This window comes from Kitasatospora sp. NBC_01302, from assembly GCF_035976515.1.
Lineage (GTDB): Bacteria > Actinomycetota > Actinomycetes > Streptomycetales > Streptomycetaceae > Kitasatospora.
The window spans coordinates 3,019,382-3,033,851 of record NZ_CP108404.1 but is presented as its reverse complement, the minus strand read 5'-3'; the positions used below and the strand labels follow the sequence as shown (position 1 = coordinate 3,033,851).

Below are 14,470 nucleotides of genomic sequence, written 5' to 3'. Positions count from 1 at the left end.
CGGCCGTCTCAGGCCAGGTCGGCCCACCAGGGGTCGAGCTCCGGCGGGTCGGCCACGTCGACCCGCTCACCCGGACGCGGCACGGCGACCGGCACGCCCTGGGCCTTGGCCTCCGCCAGCAGCCGCTCGACCGGCTCGGCCCACGGGTGCAGGCCCAGGTTGAAGGTGCACCAGTGCACCGGGACCAGCAGCCCGCCGCCCAGCTCCCGGTGGGCCAGGACGGCGTCCTCGGGGCTCAGGTGGATGTCCGCCCAGTACTGGTCGTAGGCGCCGATCTGCACCAGGGCGGCGTCGAAGGGGCCGTGCGCGGCGCCGATCGCGGTGTAGCCCTCGAAGTACCCGGAGTCGCCGGTGTAGAAGACCTTGCGGGTGGGCCCGGCGATCACCCAGGAGCCCCAGAGGGTGGTGTTGCGGGTCAGCGAGCGGCCGGAGAAGTGGTGTGCGGCGGTGAGCGTGACGGTCAGCTCGCCCAGCGTGCACTTCTCATCCCAGTCCAGTTCGATGATCCGGTGCTCCGGCACGCCCCAGCGCCGCAGGTGGCCGCCGATGCCCAGCGGTACCGCGAAGGGCGCGGACTGGCTGCGCAGCAGGCGCTTGACCGTCGGCATGTCCAGGTGGTCGTAGTGGTCGTGCGAGATCAGCACGACGTCCACGGCCGGCAGGTCCTCCAGCTCGACCGGCACCGGGTGCAGCCGCTTGGGGCCGACCAGGCCCGAGGGCGAGCAGCGCTCGCTCCAGATCGGGTCGAGCAGCACCCGGGTGCCCTCGATCTCGACCAGCGCGGAGGCGTGGCCGTACCAGGTGATCGCCACGCCGGAGGCGGCGGGCTGCGCCGACAACTGGTCGGCCAGCGGGATCGGGCGCCTCGGTGCGCGCCCGGCGCGCTCGGTGAGGAACCGGCGCAGGGTGCTGGTGTTGAGGGGGGAGAACCCCAGGGGGGTGCGGGCGAGCTCGGACGGGGAGTTGTGGAAACTGCCGTCGGCGAACTGCGGGGAGTTACGGATGCGGTCGTCGTGCTCGGCGTCCGGGGTCCGGCCGAAAGCGGCGGGGACCTCGCGCAGGGCCCAGGCCGCGGCGCCGAGGCCGGCGGCCACGGTGGCCAGGGTGAGCAGCCGGCCCCGGTGCCAAGAGGTCCGGGGGTTTGCCTCGCTCATCGGGATGCCGCCCTTTTCTGGAGAGTTCTCGGCAGTCGGTCGGGGCACAGGCTACGACTGCACCGGCCCGCACCGACAGGGCAACGGGTACTCGGCGTTCGGCGTTCCCGACAGTACCCGGGGGTCGGCCGGACGGGCGAATTGTCGGAATGTGACAGAACCGGACCGGATCACCTGTGGAGGCCCGATTCGCCGCGGTACTGATGCGACCGATAGCGTCACAGTGCGTACGTTCACCTGCGCGCCACAGGACACGACAGGGAGAGGTGGATCGTTGAGCCGCTCGGTTCTCGTCACCGGAGGTAACCGGGGCATTGGCCTCGCCATCGCCCAGGCCTTCGCCGAGGCGGGCGACAAGGTCGCCATCACCAGCCGTTCCGGCGAGGTCCCCGAGGAGCTGGCCAAGTTCGGCGTCCTCGCGGTGCGCTGCGACATCAACGACGCCGAGCAGGTGAACGCCGCCTTCACCGAGGTGGAGGCCGCCAACGGCCCGGTCGAGGTGCTGGTCGCGAACGCCGGCATCACCAAGGACATCCTGATGCTGCGGATGACCGAGGAGGACTTCACCTCGGTGGTGGACACCAACCTCACCGGTACCTTCCGGGTGGTCAAGCGTGCTTCGGCGAAGATGCTGCGGGCGCGCAAGGGGCGCATCGTGCTGGTCTCCTCGGTGGTCGGCCTGACCGGCTCGCCGGGCCAGGCGAACTACGCGGCCTCCAAGGCCGGCCTGGTCGGCTTCGCCCGCTCGCTGGCCCGTGAGTTCGGCCCGCGCAGCATCACCGTCAACGTGGTCGCCCCCGGCTTCGTGGACACCGACATGACCGCGGTGCTCAGCGAGGAGCGCCGCGCGGAGATCGTCTCGGGAGTGCCGCTGGGCCGGTACGCCGCGCCTGCCGAGGTCGCCTCCACCGTGCGGTTCCTCGCCTCCGACGAGGCCGCGTACATCACCGGAGCCGTCATTCCCGTGGACGGCGGATTGGGCATGGGTCACTGAGGACATGAGCGGAATTCTCGACGGCAAGCGGATCCTGATCACCGGAGTGCTGATGGAGTCCTCCATCGCCTTCCACACCGCGAAGCTGGCTCAGGAGCAGGGTGCCGAGATCATCCTGACCGCCTTCCCCCGGCCCAGCCTGACCGAGCGGATCGCCAGGAAGCTGCCGCGCCCGGAGAACGTCAAGGTGCTGGAGCTGGACGTCAGCAACACCGAGCAGCTGGACGGCCTGGCCGACCAGGTGCGCGAGCACCTCGGCAGCCTGGACGGCGTGGTCCACTCGATCGGCTTCGCGCCGCAGGACGCGCTCGGCGGCAACTTCCTGAACACGCCGTGGGAGTCGGTGGCCACCGCGATGCACGTCTCGGCGTACTCGCTCAAGGCGCTGACCATGGCCTGCCTGCCGCTGATGCCCGAGGGCGGCTCGGTGGTCGGCCTGACCTTCGACGCGCAGGTCGCCTGGCCGCAGTACGACTGGATGGGCCCCGCCAAGGCCGCGCTGGAGGCGACCTCCCGCTACCTGGCCCGTGACCTCGGCAAGCAGAACGTGCGCTGCAACCTGATCTCGGCCGGCCCGATCGGCTCGATGGCCGCCAAGTCGATCCCGGGCTTCGGTCAGCTGGCCGACACCTGGAACGCCCGCTCGCCGCTGCCCTGGGACGTCTCGGACCCCGAGCCGGCCGGGCGCGGTGTGGTGGCGCTGCTGTCGGACTGGTTCCCGAAGACCACGGGCGAGATCATCCACGTGGACGGCGGGCTGCACGCGATCGGCGCCTGAGGCTTTAGGCCGTGTCTCACAATTCCCGCCAGGCGCGCGTTGTGAGACACGGCCCAGCGCCGAGCAACGGTGAACGCCCCCTGGTCTCGACCAGGGGGCGTTCACCGTTTCCGGGTTCCGGTGCGGGCCGGTCAGTGGCCGGCCCGCTCCATCCGCTCGCAGGCGCCGATCACGGTGGAGGAGTGGGTGGCCGCCGCCGCCGCGTCGCCGGCCCGGATGGCGGTCAGGATGCCGTCGTGGCCGACGTAGCGCTCGGGCGAGAGCACCGGGCCGATGTCCTGGCGCAGGTGCGCGCGGGTCACCTCGCCGAGGTCGGCGTAGAGCGCGGCCAGCACGTCGTTGTGGGAAGCGGCCACCACGGCCTGGTGGAAGGCGGCGTCGGCCTGGACGAAGAGCTCGGTGTCGCCGCCGAACCAGGCCTCCTCGCGCCGGGCGAGGGTGGTCTCCAGCAGCGCCAGGTCCCGCTCGGTGCGCCGCTCGGCGGCCAGTGCCGCCGCCGAGGCCTCCAGCAGCGAGCGCAGCTCGGCGACCTGGTCCGGCTCGGCGTCGGCGAACCGGCGGTGCATCACCCCGGCCAGCTCGCTGGTGGCCAGCACGTACGTCCCCGAGCCCTGGCGGATGTCCAGCAGCCCGTTGTGCGCCAGCGCCCGGACCGCCTCGCGCACGGTGTTGCGGGCCACGCCCAGCTGTTCGACCAGCGCCGTCTCGGTGGGGATGCGGGAGCCGACCGGCCACTCGCCCGAGGTGATCTGGGCCCGCAGCTGGGCGATGACCTGATCGGCCAGCGGGGTCCGCCGGGGCGAGGACAGCGTCATGGTGCTCCTTGGATGGCTCGGGTGGGGACCATCTTCCCTCCTCCGGCCCGGGTCCGGGTGATGGGTGCGGGAGTGGATTCCGGGGAGTGGATGTCAGGGAGTGGATCAAAACGGGTGGCTAAATCATCCCATCATTCTATGATGGCGCTCATGTCCTCCGCAGCAGACACCACGACCGATCCGACCGCGCCGGCCGCCGGCCCTGCCACCGACGGCCCGGCGGCCGTGGCCGACCACCCCCGCGCCCGCCTGCTCGGCGTGCTGCTGGCCGTCGCGGTGGCGCTGGCCGCCGTCAATCTGCGCCCCGTCGTCAGCAGCCTCGGTCCGCTGCTCCAGCGGGTCCGGGACGACCTGCACATGAGCGCCGCGGTGGCCGGGCTGCTCACCGCGGTGCCCTCGTTCTGCTTCGCGGTGCTCGGCTTCGCGGCCCCCGTGCTGGCCCGCCGGTTCGGGCCGATCGTGGTGGTCGCCGCCGGGATGGGCGCGATCACGGCCGGCGTCGCCGCGCGTTCGTTCGCGGGCGGGACGGCCGCCTTCCTGCTGCTCACCGCGCTCGCGCTGGCCGGGGTGGCGGTGTCCAACGTGCTGATCCCGGTGGTGATCAAGCGGTACTTCCCCGAGCGGGTCGGTCCGATGATCGGCCTGTACTCGATGGCGCTGTCGGCCGGCACCGCGCTCGCCGCCGCCGTCACCGTGCCGCTGACCAGCGCGCTCGGCGGCAGCTGGCGGGTGGGCCTGGGCATCTGGGCGGTGCTGGGCGGGCTCGGGCTGCTGAGCTGGCTGCTGGTCCTGCTGCTGCGGCGCGACGGACGGCGGGGCGGTCCGGCGGGCGTTCGGGCGGGCGTTGAGGCGGGCGGTCGGCCGGACGTCCAGGCGGGCGGGGGGCCGGGCGGGCAGTCGGCAGCCGCGGAGGCTGCGGCGGGTGACCGGCTGGCGATCACCCGCAGCCGGACCGCCTGGGCGCTGGCCTGCTTCTTCGGCATCCAGGCCACCGGCGCCTACGCGGTGATGGGCTGGCTCTCGAAGATCTTCCAGGACGCCGGGGTGAGCGCCGGCACCTCGGGCCTGCTGCTGGCGCTCACCATGGCGGTCGGGGTGCCGGTCTCCTTCGTGCTGCCCAACTGGGCCGCCCGGCGCGGCGACCAGCGGATCTTCGTGGTGGCGCTGGCCGCCTGCGGGGTCGCCGCCTACCTGGGCCTGATGATCGCGCCGGTCGGCGGGGCGTGGCTGTGGGCGGTGCTGCTGGGCCTGTCGAACTGCGCCTTCCCGCTGACCCTGACCATGATCGGCCTGCGGGCGCGGACCAGCGGTGGCGTCTCGCAGCTGTCCGCGTTCTCCCAGGGGGTCGGCTACCTGATCTCCATCCCCGGCCCGATCCTGGTCGGCGCGCTGTACCAGAGCACCAACGGCTGGACGGTGCCGCTCGGGTTCCTGGCGGTGCTGCTGGTGCCGCAGGTGCTGATCGGGCTGCGCGCGGCCCGGGCCCGGCACATCGAGGACGAGGTCGGCTGAGGGCCGCTGCCGCGGGTGTCCGTCCACCCCGGGTGCCGTCCGGTCGGGAACGGGTGCGAGACTCTGGCCATGCCAGTTCTCGAACCCAACCCCACCGACGGCCGCAAGAAGCTGCTGCTGGTCTTCGCGGCGATCATCGGCATCGTGGTCCTGATCTCGATCATCGCGACCATCGCCCAGTCGATGGGCTGAGAGGTCCGCCGACCCGCGGCCGGGCGGGGTTTTCTGCGAAGCTTTTCCAATGAGCGTCAACGCGTCCCGCAGGATCATCGTGCTCCGACACGCCAAGGCCGACTGGCCGGAGGTGACCGACCACGAGCGGCCACTGGCCGACCGCGGCCGGCACCAGGCACCGGCGGCCGGCCGGTGGCTGGCCGACTCGGGGATCGACCCCGACTACGTGCTCTGCTCCACCTCCCTGCGCACCCGGGAGACCTGGAAGCTGGCGGCACACGAGCTGCCCAAGCGGGCCCGGAAGACGGTCTTCGAGGACCGGATCTACGACGCGACCGCGGGCGAGATCATCGAGGTCCTGCAGGAGACCCCGGACGCGTACGCGGACGTGCTGCTGGTCGGCCACAACCCCGGGGTGCAGAACCTGACCGAGGTGCTGGCCGGGGACGCGAGCCTGGGCGACGAGCTGGTCCAGCTGCGCCGGGGCGGCTTCCCGACCGCCGGCATCGTGGTGCTGACCTTCGAAGGGTCCTGGAAGGACGTCGAGCCGGGCGTGGCCACGCTGGTCTCGTACTTCGCGCCGGCGCAGGACTGAGCGGCGAGCTGCCCCCTCGCCACCTCGGACGGGCCCGGTACGCCTCGCGCACCGGGCCCGTCCGGGTGGTCGGGGCTCAGGACCCCGGGAGGTCCTGCGGCTCGTACTCCGGCGGGGTGCCGTGCAGCTCGTCGGCGGCCTCGACCTCCTCGCGGGTGATCCCCAGCAGGTAGAGCACGGTGTCCAGGAACGGCACGTTGACCGCCGTGTCCGCCGCCTCCCGGACCACCGGCTTGGCGTTGAAGGCGACCCCGAGCCCGGCGGCGTTGAGCATGTCCAGGTCGTTGGCGCCGTCGCCGATCGCCACCGTCTGCTCCAGCGGCACCCGGGCCCGCTCGGCGAACCTGGTCAGCCAGCGCGCCTTGCCGGCCCGGTCCACGATCTCGCCGGTGACCCGCCCGGTGAAGCGGCCGTCGGCCACCTCCAGGGTGTTGGCCGCGGCGAAGTCCAGTCCGAGCAGCTCCACCAGGTAGTCGGTGACCTGGGTGAACCCGCCGGAGACGATCCCGACCTGGTAGCCCAGCCGCTGCAGGGTGCGGATCAGTGTGCGCGCCCCCGGCGTGAGCCGGACCTCCGAGCGGACCTTCTCCACCACCCCCGCGTCCAGCCCGGCCAGCAGCTCGACCCGGGCCCGCAGCGACTCGCCGAAGTCCAGCTCGCCGCGCATCGCCGCCGCCGTCACCTCGGCGACCTCGGCCTCGCAGCCCGCGTGGGCGGCGAACAGCTCGATCACCTCGTCCTGGATCAGCGTGGAGTCCACGTCCATCACGACCAGGCGCTTGGCCCGCCGCTCCAGGCCGGCCGCGACCACCGCGATGTCCACCCGCTGGGCGGCGGCCTCCAGGGCGAGCACCGCCCGCAGCCGGTCGGTGGCCACGCCCGAGACCGCCAGCTCGACGGCGGTCACCGGGTACTTGGCCAGGCGGAACATGCGGTCGATGTTGCCGCCCTCGGCGGTGATCTGGTGGGCCAGCGCGCAGACGGCCGCGGCGGTCAGCGGGTGGCCGAGCACGGTGACGTGCGAACGCCCCTCGGCGCGCGGCCGGTTGTCGCCGGTGCCGGAGATGATCTCGGCCTGGAGGTGCTGCTCCTCGGCCCAGCGGTGCACGGTGACGCGCAGTGCGCCCTCGGCGCCGGGGCCGCCGCCGGTCGGCGGGGTGACCAGGGCACAGAGCGTTATCCGGCCCCGGGTGACCACCTGTTCGAGGTCGATCACATCGACCTCGAAAGCGGCCAGCGTGGCGAAGAGTCCAGTGGTGAGGCCCGGGCGGTCCTTGCCGAACACCTTGACCAGCAGAGTGCGCTTGTCGTCGGCGGACCGGGGCTGCGGGGGTGTGGTGTCCATGGTACGGACCACGCTACCCGGACCGGGCGCGGGAGCCGGTGCGCGTCCGTCCCGTGGACGCCCGGTGTGCACCGTGAACCGGTCCGGTGGACCCGGCGGGCACCGGGCCGGGCGGGCTGTCACCGGGGGAACCTGGGAACGTTGCCGCCTGGTCACAGTCGTCGGGGGCGACTTTTCGCCCTCCGGGCCAAGCTGGAATGATTACCCCCCGTCAGACGCGATATTCCTCACCCTCCCCGCTCACGGGGAAACCATCGGGGGACCGAGAGAGCGGGGCAGGCGGACAGTGCCGCAACTCGTACTAGAGATCAACGGGCAGCAACGGACCCTCGAACCGGGGCGTGCCTACACCATCGGACGGGACCCGCAGGCGGACTTCCCGTTCGAGGACGCCAGGGTCTCCTGGCGGCATGCCACCATTTCGTTCACCGGTGCCGCTTGGCAGTTGGAGGACCACGGCAGCACCAACGGGACCTGGGTCGCCGGCGGACGCACCCTGCACGCGCAGCTGGTGCCCGGCACGGTGCTGAACCTGGGCAACGGCGAGAACGGGCCGCGGCTGGTCTTCTCGGCGCCGGCCGCCGCGGTGCCCGCCCAGCAGGGCGCGCCCGGCTACCAGGCCGCGCCCGCGCAGACGGCTCCGGCGCAGGCCGCACCGGTGCAGGCAGCTCCGGCGCAGGCGGGGGTGCAGGGGGCGCCGCCGCAGTGGCAGGGCGGGCCGCCGGCCCAGCCGCAGCACGGGTACCAGCAGCAGGGGTACCCGCAGGGATACCAGCAGCCGCCGGCCTTCCCGCAGCAGCAGGGGCAGCCGCCCCAGCAGGGCTACCCGCAGCAGGGGCAGCCGCAGGCCGGGTACGCGCAGGCGTCCGCGCCGTCGCCCGCGTACGCGCAGCCGGGCCCGCCGGCCTATCAGCAGGGGGCGGCGCAGCCGCAGTTCGCCGATGCTCCGGGCACCGGCCTGGGCGAGCGCAACCCCACGATGGTCCGCAACCTCACCGCGGGCATGCGGATCGTCCGGATCGGCCGCGCCCTCGACAACGACGTCGTCGTCTCCGACCTCCAGGTCTCCCGCCACCACGCCGAGCTGCGCCAGCTGCCGGACGGCCGGTACGAGATCGTCGACCTCGGCTCGCACAACGGGATCTTCGTCAACGGCATGCCCGCGCAGCGCCAGCTGCTCGGCCCGCAGGACCGCCTGACGGTCGGCCACTCCTCGTTCCAGCTGGTCGGCGACCAGCTGCAGGAGTTCATCGACAACGGCCCGGTCTCCTTCTCCGCCCACCACCTGACGGTGGAGGTGGAGCACAAGGGTGCCAAGAAGATCCTGCTCAACGACGTCAGCTTCGGCGTGCCGGAGAAGTCGCTGGTCGCCGTGATCGGCCCGTCCGGCTCCGGCAAGTCCACCCTGCTGCGCGCGCTGACCGGCTACCGCCCCGCCGACCGCGGCGAGGTGCTCTACGACGGCCGCAACCTCTACAAGCAGTTCGCCGAGCTGCGCCAGCGCATCGGCCTGGTGCCGCAGTCGGAGATCCTGCACAAGGAGCTGACCGTCCGCACCGGCCTGAAGTACGCGGCCCGGCTGCGGTTCCCCGGTGACACCGAGCCCGCCGAGCGGCAGCGCCGGATCGACGAGGTGCTCTACGAGCTGCGCCTGGACAAGCGCGCCGACAACCGGATCACCGCGCTCTCGGGCGGCCAGCAGAAGCGCGTCTCGGTCGCCCTCGAACTGCTCACCAAGCCTTCGCTGATCTTCCTGGACGAGCCCACCTCGGGCCTGGACCCGGGCATGGACCGCGAGGTCATGCAGATGCTGCGGGGCCTGGCCGACGACGGCCGCACGATCCTGGTGGTCACCCACTCGGTGGCCGAACTCGCGCTCTGCGACCGCCTGTTGGTGATGGCGCCGGGCGGTTCGGTGGCCTACTTCGGCCCGCCGGACGAGGCGCTGCACTTCTTCGGCTACGAGACCTGGGCGGACGTGTTCCAGGCCTTCGAGAACTACCCCGACCACGACTGGGCGGGCCGCTACCGCGGTTCGGTGCACTTCCAGCAGTACTCGGCGGACGTGGACGCCGTCGCCGTGCAGCACGCGCCGGTCAACCACCAGCCGGTGCAGCTCTCCAAGCCGCAGAGCTGGGGCTCCCAGCTGTGGACGCTGATCCGCCGCTACCTGTCGGTGATCGCCTCCGACCGGGGCTTCCTGGCGCTGTCGGTGCTGCTGCCCGCGGTGCTCGGCGTGGTCTCCACGGTCGTCCCGGCCACCCACGGCCTGGCGCCCAATCCCCAGGGCGGCTCCAACAACGCGGCCGGCACCATCATGCTGGTGCTCGCGATCGGCGCCTGCTTCTCCGGGGCGGCCAACTCGGTCCGTGAGCTGATCAAGGAACGGGCGATCTACGAACGAGAACGCGCCACCGGCCTGTCCCGGTCCGCGTACCTGATGTCGAAGATCATCGTGCTCGGCATCTTCAGCGTGCTGCAGGGCGCGATCATCGCGGCGGTGGGCTTCTCCACCCGGGCGCTGCCCACCCAGGGCCTGATCTTCAAGAACGCGCCCGCCATCGAGATGGCGATCGGCATCATCCTGCTGAGCTTCGCCTCGATGATGTTCGGCCTGGTCATCTCGGCCCTGGTGAAGACCGCCGAGAAGACCATGCCGCTGCTGGTGATGTTCGCGATCATCCAGGTCGTCTTCACCGGCTGCCTCTTCCAACTCTTCGACAAGGCCGGGCTGGCGCAGTTCGCCTGGCTGATGCCGGCCCGCTGGGGCGTCGCGGTGGTCGGCACCACGCTGGACCTGGGCCACATGATGATCCTCGATCCGGCGCACATGAACGAGCATGACGGCCTGTGGAAGCACTCGGTGCTGCAGTGGTCGATCGACTCGGCGATGCTCGTGGTGCTCTCCACCGCGCTGGCCTTCCTGGTGCTGCGGCTGCTGCGACGGCACGAGCCGGAGGTCATGCAGAAGGGCTGAGGCGCCTGACGCGTCTTCATCGCAGGTCAGGGCGGGCGGTACTCCGAACGGGGGGTACCGCCCGCGCCCGTATCTCATACGTGAGATATCGTCTCGGCTATGGCAGATGACTACCTCTCGCGCATCGGCAAGCTCATCCGTGACGCTCGCAAGCACCGTGGCTGGACGCAGGCGGAGCTGGGGACCGCTCTCGGCACCAGCCAGAGCGCGGTCAACCGGATCGAGAACGGCGGACAGAACATCAGCCTTGAGATGATCGCCCGCATCAGTGAGGCCCTGGACAGCGAGATCGTCTCGCTCGGCTACGCCGGTCCGATGCACCTGCGGGTGGTCGGCGGGCGCCGCCTGTCGGGCAGCATCGACGTCAAGACGAGCAAGAACGCGTGCGTCGCGCTGCTCTGCGCCTCGCTGCTCACCACCGGGCGCACCACGCTGCGCCGCGTCGCCCGGATCGAGGAGGTCTACCGCCTGCTGGAGGTGCTGCACAGCATCGGCGTGAAGACCCGTTGGATCAACGACGGCGCCGACCTGGAGATCACCCCGCCGGCCGAACTGGACCTGGACGCGATGGACCAGGACGCGGCCCGCCGCACCCGGTCGATCATCATGTTCCTCGGCCCGCTGATGCACCGGGTGGACCGCTTCAAGCTCCCCTACGCGGGCGGCTGCGACCTCGGCACCCGCACCGTGGAGCCGCACATGGCCGCGCTGCGCCGCTTCGGCCTGGAGGTCACCGCCACCACCGGCCTCTACCACGCCGAGGTCGACCGCACCGTCAGCCCCGAGCGCCCGATCGTGCTGACCGAGCGCGGCGACACCGTGACCGAGAACGCGCTGCTCGCCGCCGCCCGGCACGACGGCATCTCGGTGATCCGCAACGCCAGCCCCAACTACATGGTCCAGGACCTGTGCTTCTTCCTGGAGCGCCTGGGCGTCAAGATCGAGGGCATCGGCACCACCACGCTCACCGTGCACGGCCGGGCCGTCATCGACTGCGACGTGGACTACGCACCCTCCGAGGACCCGGTGGAGGCGATGAGCCTGCTGGCCGCCGCCGTGGTCACCGAGTCCGAGCTGACGGTCTGCCGGGCGCCCGTGGAGTTCCTGGAGATCGAGCTGGCGGTGCTGGAGGAGATGGGCCTGGACTACGACCGCGGCCCCGAGTACTTCGCCGACAACGGCCGCACCCGGCTGGTCGACCTGACGGTCCGCCCGTCCAAGCTGCACGCGCCGATCGACAAGATCCACCCGATGCCGTTCCCCGGCATCAACATCGACAACGTCCCGTTCTTCGCGGCGATCGCCGCCACCGCACAGGGCTCCACGCTGATCCACGACTGGGTCTACGACAACCGCGCCATCTACCTCACCGAGCTGACCCGCCTCGGCGCCAACGTCCAGCTGATGGACCCGCACCGGGTGCTGGTGGAGGGGCCGACGCGGTGGCGCGCCGCCGAGATGATGTGCCCGCCGGCGCTGCGCCCCGCGGTGGTGGTGCTGCTGGCGATGCTGGCGACCGAGGGAACCTCGGTGCTGCGCAACGTGTACGTGATCAACCGGGGGTACGAGGACCTGGCGGACCGGCTGAACTCGATCGGGGCGCAGATCGAGACGTTCCGGGACATCTGAGGGGACGGGAGGCATGGGGGCGGAGCACATCGACGAGCGGGGTCTGCGCTCACGGCGTCAGCCGTAGTGGTGAACCCTGACGATGTAGATCGCTTCGCCTCTGACGTCCGTGATGCAGAAGACCATCAGGTCCGGCCTGGAGACACTGCGCAGGCCGGGCCGGCATCCTGGAAGTCCGGGCCGTCCAGGCAGACCATGGAGTTGACGACGGACAGCTCCGTGGCGATCTCCTCCACCTCCTTGACCACCTCGGGAGGCAGGCCCGCGACCACCGCGTCGGCGTCCGGGAGGAACTCCCAGGTCCACTGGCTCACGCGGAGATCTCCTGGTCGGCCTCGGCCAGCAGGGCGGCGAGCTCGAGAGCCGCGGCACGCCGCTCGGCGGGATCTTCGGACTGGGCCACCAGCCGTTCGCAGCTGTGGAAGCGCTCCGCCCGAGCGGGCACGCGCTCGATCGCGACGATGACGCCCCACTTGCGGTGGAAGAGGTGGACCGGCGCCAGGCTGTCACGCTCGGAGGCCCAGGTGAAAGCCTGCTGCATGTCCTCGAACAGTTCGGGCAGGCGGGACGGAACGAGCACCGCCACCGCCTTCCGGAGAGCCGGGTACTCCAGGGGCGGCATCGGGATACGAGGCTCGTCGGAGTGGTGCGCTGCGCTGGTCACGGTGGACTCCAAGGGCTGTGCGGCCACCGTACGGCAACGGGGTGGTGGGGCGCCAAGAGCGACGGGCTCAGTGGGCGGGGCCGGATGAACTCGATCGGGGTGCAGAACGCGACGGTCCGGGACATCTGAGGAGGCGGGTGGCTAGGGTCGTGGGCGGAACAGCTTGGTAGAGGGAGGTTCTGCCCGTGATCGGGAGCGGTGATCGGGCGCAGCTGTGGCCCGAGGCGTTCGAGGAACTCGCCCGTGCTGCCCACCGGGTGGCGGAGGGGCTGCGGCTTGAGTATCTGGACGGGAAGCTGCGGGCAAAGCCAGGAGCGGACGGCAGCCACGCGACGATGGTCGGGTGGCTGACACGGGTCCTGCTGATGGAGCGGCCGGAGGCGTTCCTGCACAAGCAGGGCCTGCGGATTCCAGCCGGGTACGCCTGCCCGGATCGGGTGTTCGCTGTGAGTGATGCCTTCGCGGGGCTGGGGGAGTGGGCGAGCGCCGGGGACGTGCTGATGGCGGTGGAGGCCACGGCGGGCGAGGCTGACGCCGATCGCTCGGCGAGGGTTGAGAAGCCGCGTGTCTATGCGGTGGCCGGGATCCCGGTCTATCTGCTGATCGACCGGGATTCGTGTGAGGTGAAGGTCTACAGCGAGCCCGACGGGGTCCGGTACGAGAACCTCCAGATCGTGCCGTTCGGGAAGTCGGTGACGCTGCCGGACCCGGTGGGGATCACGCTGGAGACGGAGCCGCTCAAGGAGTGGGTCCGGTGAGCTGCGGGCGGTCCCGTCGGGCAGTCCACCGGAACGTCGTGGTCCAGGGGTAGCTGCCGCCCGGAGGGCTGCTCAGTGGGCGGGGTGGAGCCAGTGGGCGGCGAGGGCGTCGACCCAGGCGGCGGCTTCGCGCGGGGCGGCTGGTGGGGCGCCGACCACGACCAGTTCGGTCACTCCTGCCGAGGCCAGCGCGGGGAGCAGGTCCGGGGTGCCGTCGGTCAGGGCGACCGCGACCGAGAAGCCCGCAGGGCCCTGGTCGAGCCGCGCGCCGTGTGCGGCAAGGGTGTTGACGTGGGCGGCGACCTCGGCGGCCGGGAGGTTGAAGCCGTACCAGCCGTCTGCGAGGGTGGCCGCCCGGCGCAGGGCCGCCTCGCTGTTGCCGCCCAGCACGACCGGCAGCTGCCGGTCCCGCACCGGCCGGGGGTTGACCCTGATCCCTTCGAAGCGGACGAACTCCCCCTCGAAGGAGGCGACATCGTCGGACCAGAGCACCCGCATCGCGGCGAGGTACTCCGCCGTGCGCCGGCCGCGACGGGCGAAGGGCACGCCGAGCGCGGCGAACTCCTCGGCGGACCAGCCGACGCCGACGCCGAGGGTGAACCGCCCCGCGGAGAGCACGTCCAGCGTCGCGGCCTGCTTGGCGACCAGCACCGGGTTGTGCTCGGGCAGCAGCAGGACACCGGTGGCCAGCTCGATCCGGCTGGTCGCCGCCGCGGCGAAGGCGAGGGTGAGCAGCGGGTCCAGCCAGTCGGCATCGGCGGGGACGGGAATGCTGCCGTCGGCGGCATAGGGGTAGCGGGACCGTGGTTCGTCCACCAGCACCACGTGCTCGCCCACCCAGAGCCGCGCGAAACCGCGGGCCTCGGCGGTGCTCGCCACCGCCCGGATCACCTCGGGGCGGGCGCCGTCTCCGATGCCCAGCGCGTGCAGTCCGATCTGCATCGTCCCACCTCCTGCGGCCGCACCGCCGTACGGGCGGGAACCGGGGAGGGGCTCACCCGACGGGACTGGGGGCCTACCCGTCGATCGTAACGAGGACGGCGCGGCGGTCGCCAACGCTCGCGCTCGGAGTGCG

General features: G+C 71.8%; 14 protein-coding genes. 8 read left to right on the top strand and 6 right to left on the bottom strand.

Going from position 1 to position 14,470, the window contains the following annotated elements:
- Positions 1 to 8 precede the first annotated feature (8 nt).
- Positions 9 to 1,154, bottom strand: coding sequence for an MBL fold metallo-hydrolase (locus tag OG294_RS12445; protein WP_327066543.1), 1,146 nt, complete (start codon positions 1,152 to 1,154; stop codon positions 9 to 11).
- A 274-nt stretch (positions 1,155 to 1,428) separates the two neighbouring features.
- On the opposite strand from OG294_RS12445, the gene fabG reads away from it, so the two are divergent.
- Entirely contained in the window at positions 1,429 to 2,148 is a 720-nt protein-coding gene (fabG, locus tag OG294_RS12440; protein WP_327066542.1) for a 3-oxoacyl-[acyl-carrier-protein] reductase, read from the top strand.
- Between the two features lie 4 nt (positions 2,149 to 2,152).
- The gene (fabI, locus tag OG294_RS12435) at positions 2,153 to 2,926 is read left to right on the top strand and encodes an enoyl-ACP reductase FabI (protein ID WP_327066541.1); all 774 of its coding nucleotides are present in this window, start codon (positions 2,153 to 2,155) and stop codon (positions 2,924 to 2,926) included.
- 131 nt (positions 2,927 to 3,057) lie between these two features.
- Here the strand turns inward: fabI and OG294_RS12430 are convergent, their stop codons facing one another.
- Positions 3,058 to 3,741 carry a FadR/GntR family transcriptional regulator gene (locus OG294_RS12430; protein WP_327066540.1) on the bottom strand — a complete coding sequence of 228 codons (684 nt, stop codon included), beginning with the start codon at positions 3,739 to 3,741 and terminating at the stop codon, positions 3,058 to 3,060.
- A gap of 150 nt (positions 3,742 to 3,891) precedes the next feature.
- Between OG294_RS12430 and OG294_RS12425 the strand changes: the two genes are divergently transcribed.
- The 3 genes from OG294_RS12425 (at position 3,892) to OG294_RS12415 (ending at position 6,022) form a co-directional block, all read left to right on the top strand.
- The gene (locus tag OG294_RS12425; protein ID WP_327066539.1) at positions 3,892 to 5,253 is read left to right on the top strand and encodes a CynX/NimT family MFS transporter; all 1,362 of its coding nucleotides are present in this window, start codon (positions 3,892 to 3,894) and stop codon (positions 5,251 to 5,253) included.
- A 69-nt stretch (positions 5,254 to 5,322) separates the two neighbouring features.
- On the top strand, positions 5,323 to 5,445 hold the full coding sequence (locus OG294_RS12420) for an SGM_5486 family transporter-associated protein (RefSeq protein ID WP_281404038.1): 123 nt from the start codon (positions 5,323 to 5,325) through the stop codon (positions 5,443 to 5,445).
- Positions 5,446 to 5,494: 49 nt separating this feature from the next.
- Complete coding sequence (locus OG294_RS12415; protein WP_327066538.1) at positions 5,495 to 6,022, top strand: SixA phosphatase family protein; 528 nt, start codon at positions 5,495 to 5,497, stop codon at positions 6,020 to 6,022.
- Between the two features lie 76 nt (positions 6,023 to 6,098).
- Here the strand turns inward: OG294_RS12415 and serB are convergent, their stop codons facing one another.
- A complete protein-coding gene (gene serB / locus OG294_RS12410) occupies positions 6,099 to 7,367 on the bottom strand; it encodes a phosphoserine phosphatase SerB (RefSeq protein ID WP_327066537.1) in 1,269 nt (422 codons plus the stop codon).
- Positions 7,368 to 7,653: 286 nt separating this feature from the next.
- Between serB and OG294_RS12405 the strand changes: the two genes are divergently transcribed.
- Positions 7,654 to 10,344, top strand: coding sequence for an FHA domain-containing protein (locus tag OG294_RS12405; protein ID WP_327066536.1), 2,691 nt, complete (start codon positions 7,654 to 7,656; stop codon positions 10,342 to 10,344).
- 99 nt (positions 10,345 to 10,443) lie between these two features.
- Positions 10,444 to 11,973 (top strand): helix-turn-helix domain-containing protein, encoded by a 1,530-nt coding sequence (locus tag OG294_RS12400; RefSeq protein WP_327066535.1) that lies wholly within the window; start codon positions 10,444 to 10,446, stop codon positions 11,971 to 11,973.
- Between the two features lie 125 nt (positions 11,974 to 12,098).
- On the opposite strand, the gene OG294_RS12395 is transcribed toward OG294_RS12400, so the two are convergent.
- Both OG294_RS12395 and OG294_RS12390 read right to left on the bottom strand, forming a co-directional pair.
- Positions 12,099 to 12,287 carry a hypothetical protein gene (locus tag OG294_RS12395; protein WP_327066534.1) on the bottom strand — a complete coding sequence of 63 codons (189 nt, stop codon included), beginning with the start codon at positions 12,285 to 12,287 and terminating at the stop codon, positions 12,099 to 12,101.
- On the bottom strand, positions 12,284 to 12,637 hold the full coding sequence (locus tag OG294_RS12390; RefSeq protein WP_327066533.1) for a hypothetical protein: 354 nt from the start codon (positions 12,635 to 12,637) through the stop codon (positions 12,284 to 12,286). Before OG294_RS12390 ends, OG294_RS12395 begins: the two co-directional genes overlap by 4 nt.
- 185 nt (positions 12,638 to 12,822) lie before the next feature.
- Between OG294_RS12390 and OG294_RS12385 the strand changes: the two genes are divergently transcribed.
- Complete coding sequence (locus OG294_RS12385; protein ID WP_327066532.1) at positions 12,823 to 13,395, top strand: Uma2 family endonuclease; 573 nt, start codon at positions 12,823 to 12,825, stop codon at positions 13,393 to 13,395.
- Positions 13,396 to 13,467: 72 nt separating this feature from the next.
- On the opposite strand, the gene OG294_RS12380 is transcribed toward OG294_RS12385, so the two are convergent.
- Positions 13,468 to 14,337, bottom strand: coding sequence for a TIGR03619 family F420-dependent LLM class oxidoreductase (locus OG294_RS12380; protein WP_327066531.1), 870 nt, complete (start codon positions 14,335 to 14,337; stop codon positions 13,468 to 13,470).
- Positions 14,338 to 14,470: the final 133 nt, after the last annotated feature.

Excerpts from the sequence above, each read along its gene's own strand:
- OG294_RS12445 (WP_327066543.1), bottom strand. The coding sequence starts at position 1,154 with ATGAGCGAGGCAAACCCCCGGACCTCTTGGCACCGGGGCCGGCTGCTC.
- fabI (WP_327066541.1), top strand. The coding sequence starts at position 2,153 with ATGAGCGGAATTCTCGACGGCAAGCGGATCCTGATCACCGGAGTGCTG.
- OG294_RS12430 (WP_327066540.1), bottom strand. The coding sequence starts at position 3,741 with ATGACGCTGTCCTCGCCCCGGCGGACCCCGCTGGCCGATCAGGTCATC.
- OG294_RS12425 (WP_327066539.1), top strand. The coding sequence starts at position 3,892 with ATGTCCTCCGCAGCAGACACCACGACCGATCCGACCGCGCCGGCCGCC.
- OG294_RS12420 (WP_281404038.1), top strand. The coding sequence starts at position 5,323 with ATGCCAGTTCTCGAACCCAACCCCACCGACGGCCGCAAGAAGCTGCTG.
- OG294_RS12415 (WP_327066538.1), top strand. The coding sequence starts at position 5,495 with ATGAGCGTCAACGCGTCCCGCAGGATCATCGTGCTCCGACACGCCAAG.
- serB (WP_327066537.1), bottom strand. The coding sequence starts at position 7,367 with ATGGACACCACACCCCCGCAGCCCCGGTCCGCCGACGACAAGCGCACT.
- OG294_RS12400 (WP_327066535.1), top strand. The coding sequence starts at position 10,444 with ATGGCAGATGACTACCTCTCGCGCATCGGCAAGCTCATCCGTGACGCT.
- OG294_RS12380 (WP_327066531.1), bottom strand. The coding sequence starts at position 14,337 with ATGCAGATCGGACTGCACGCGCTGGGCATCGGAGACGGCGCCCGCCCC.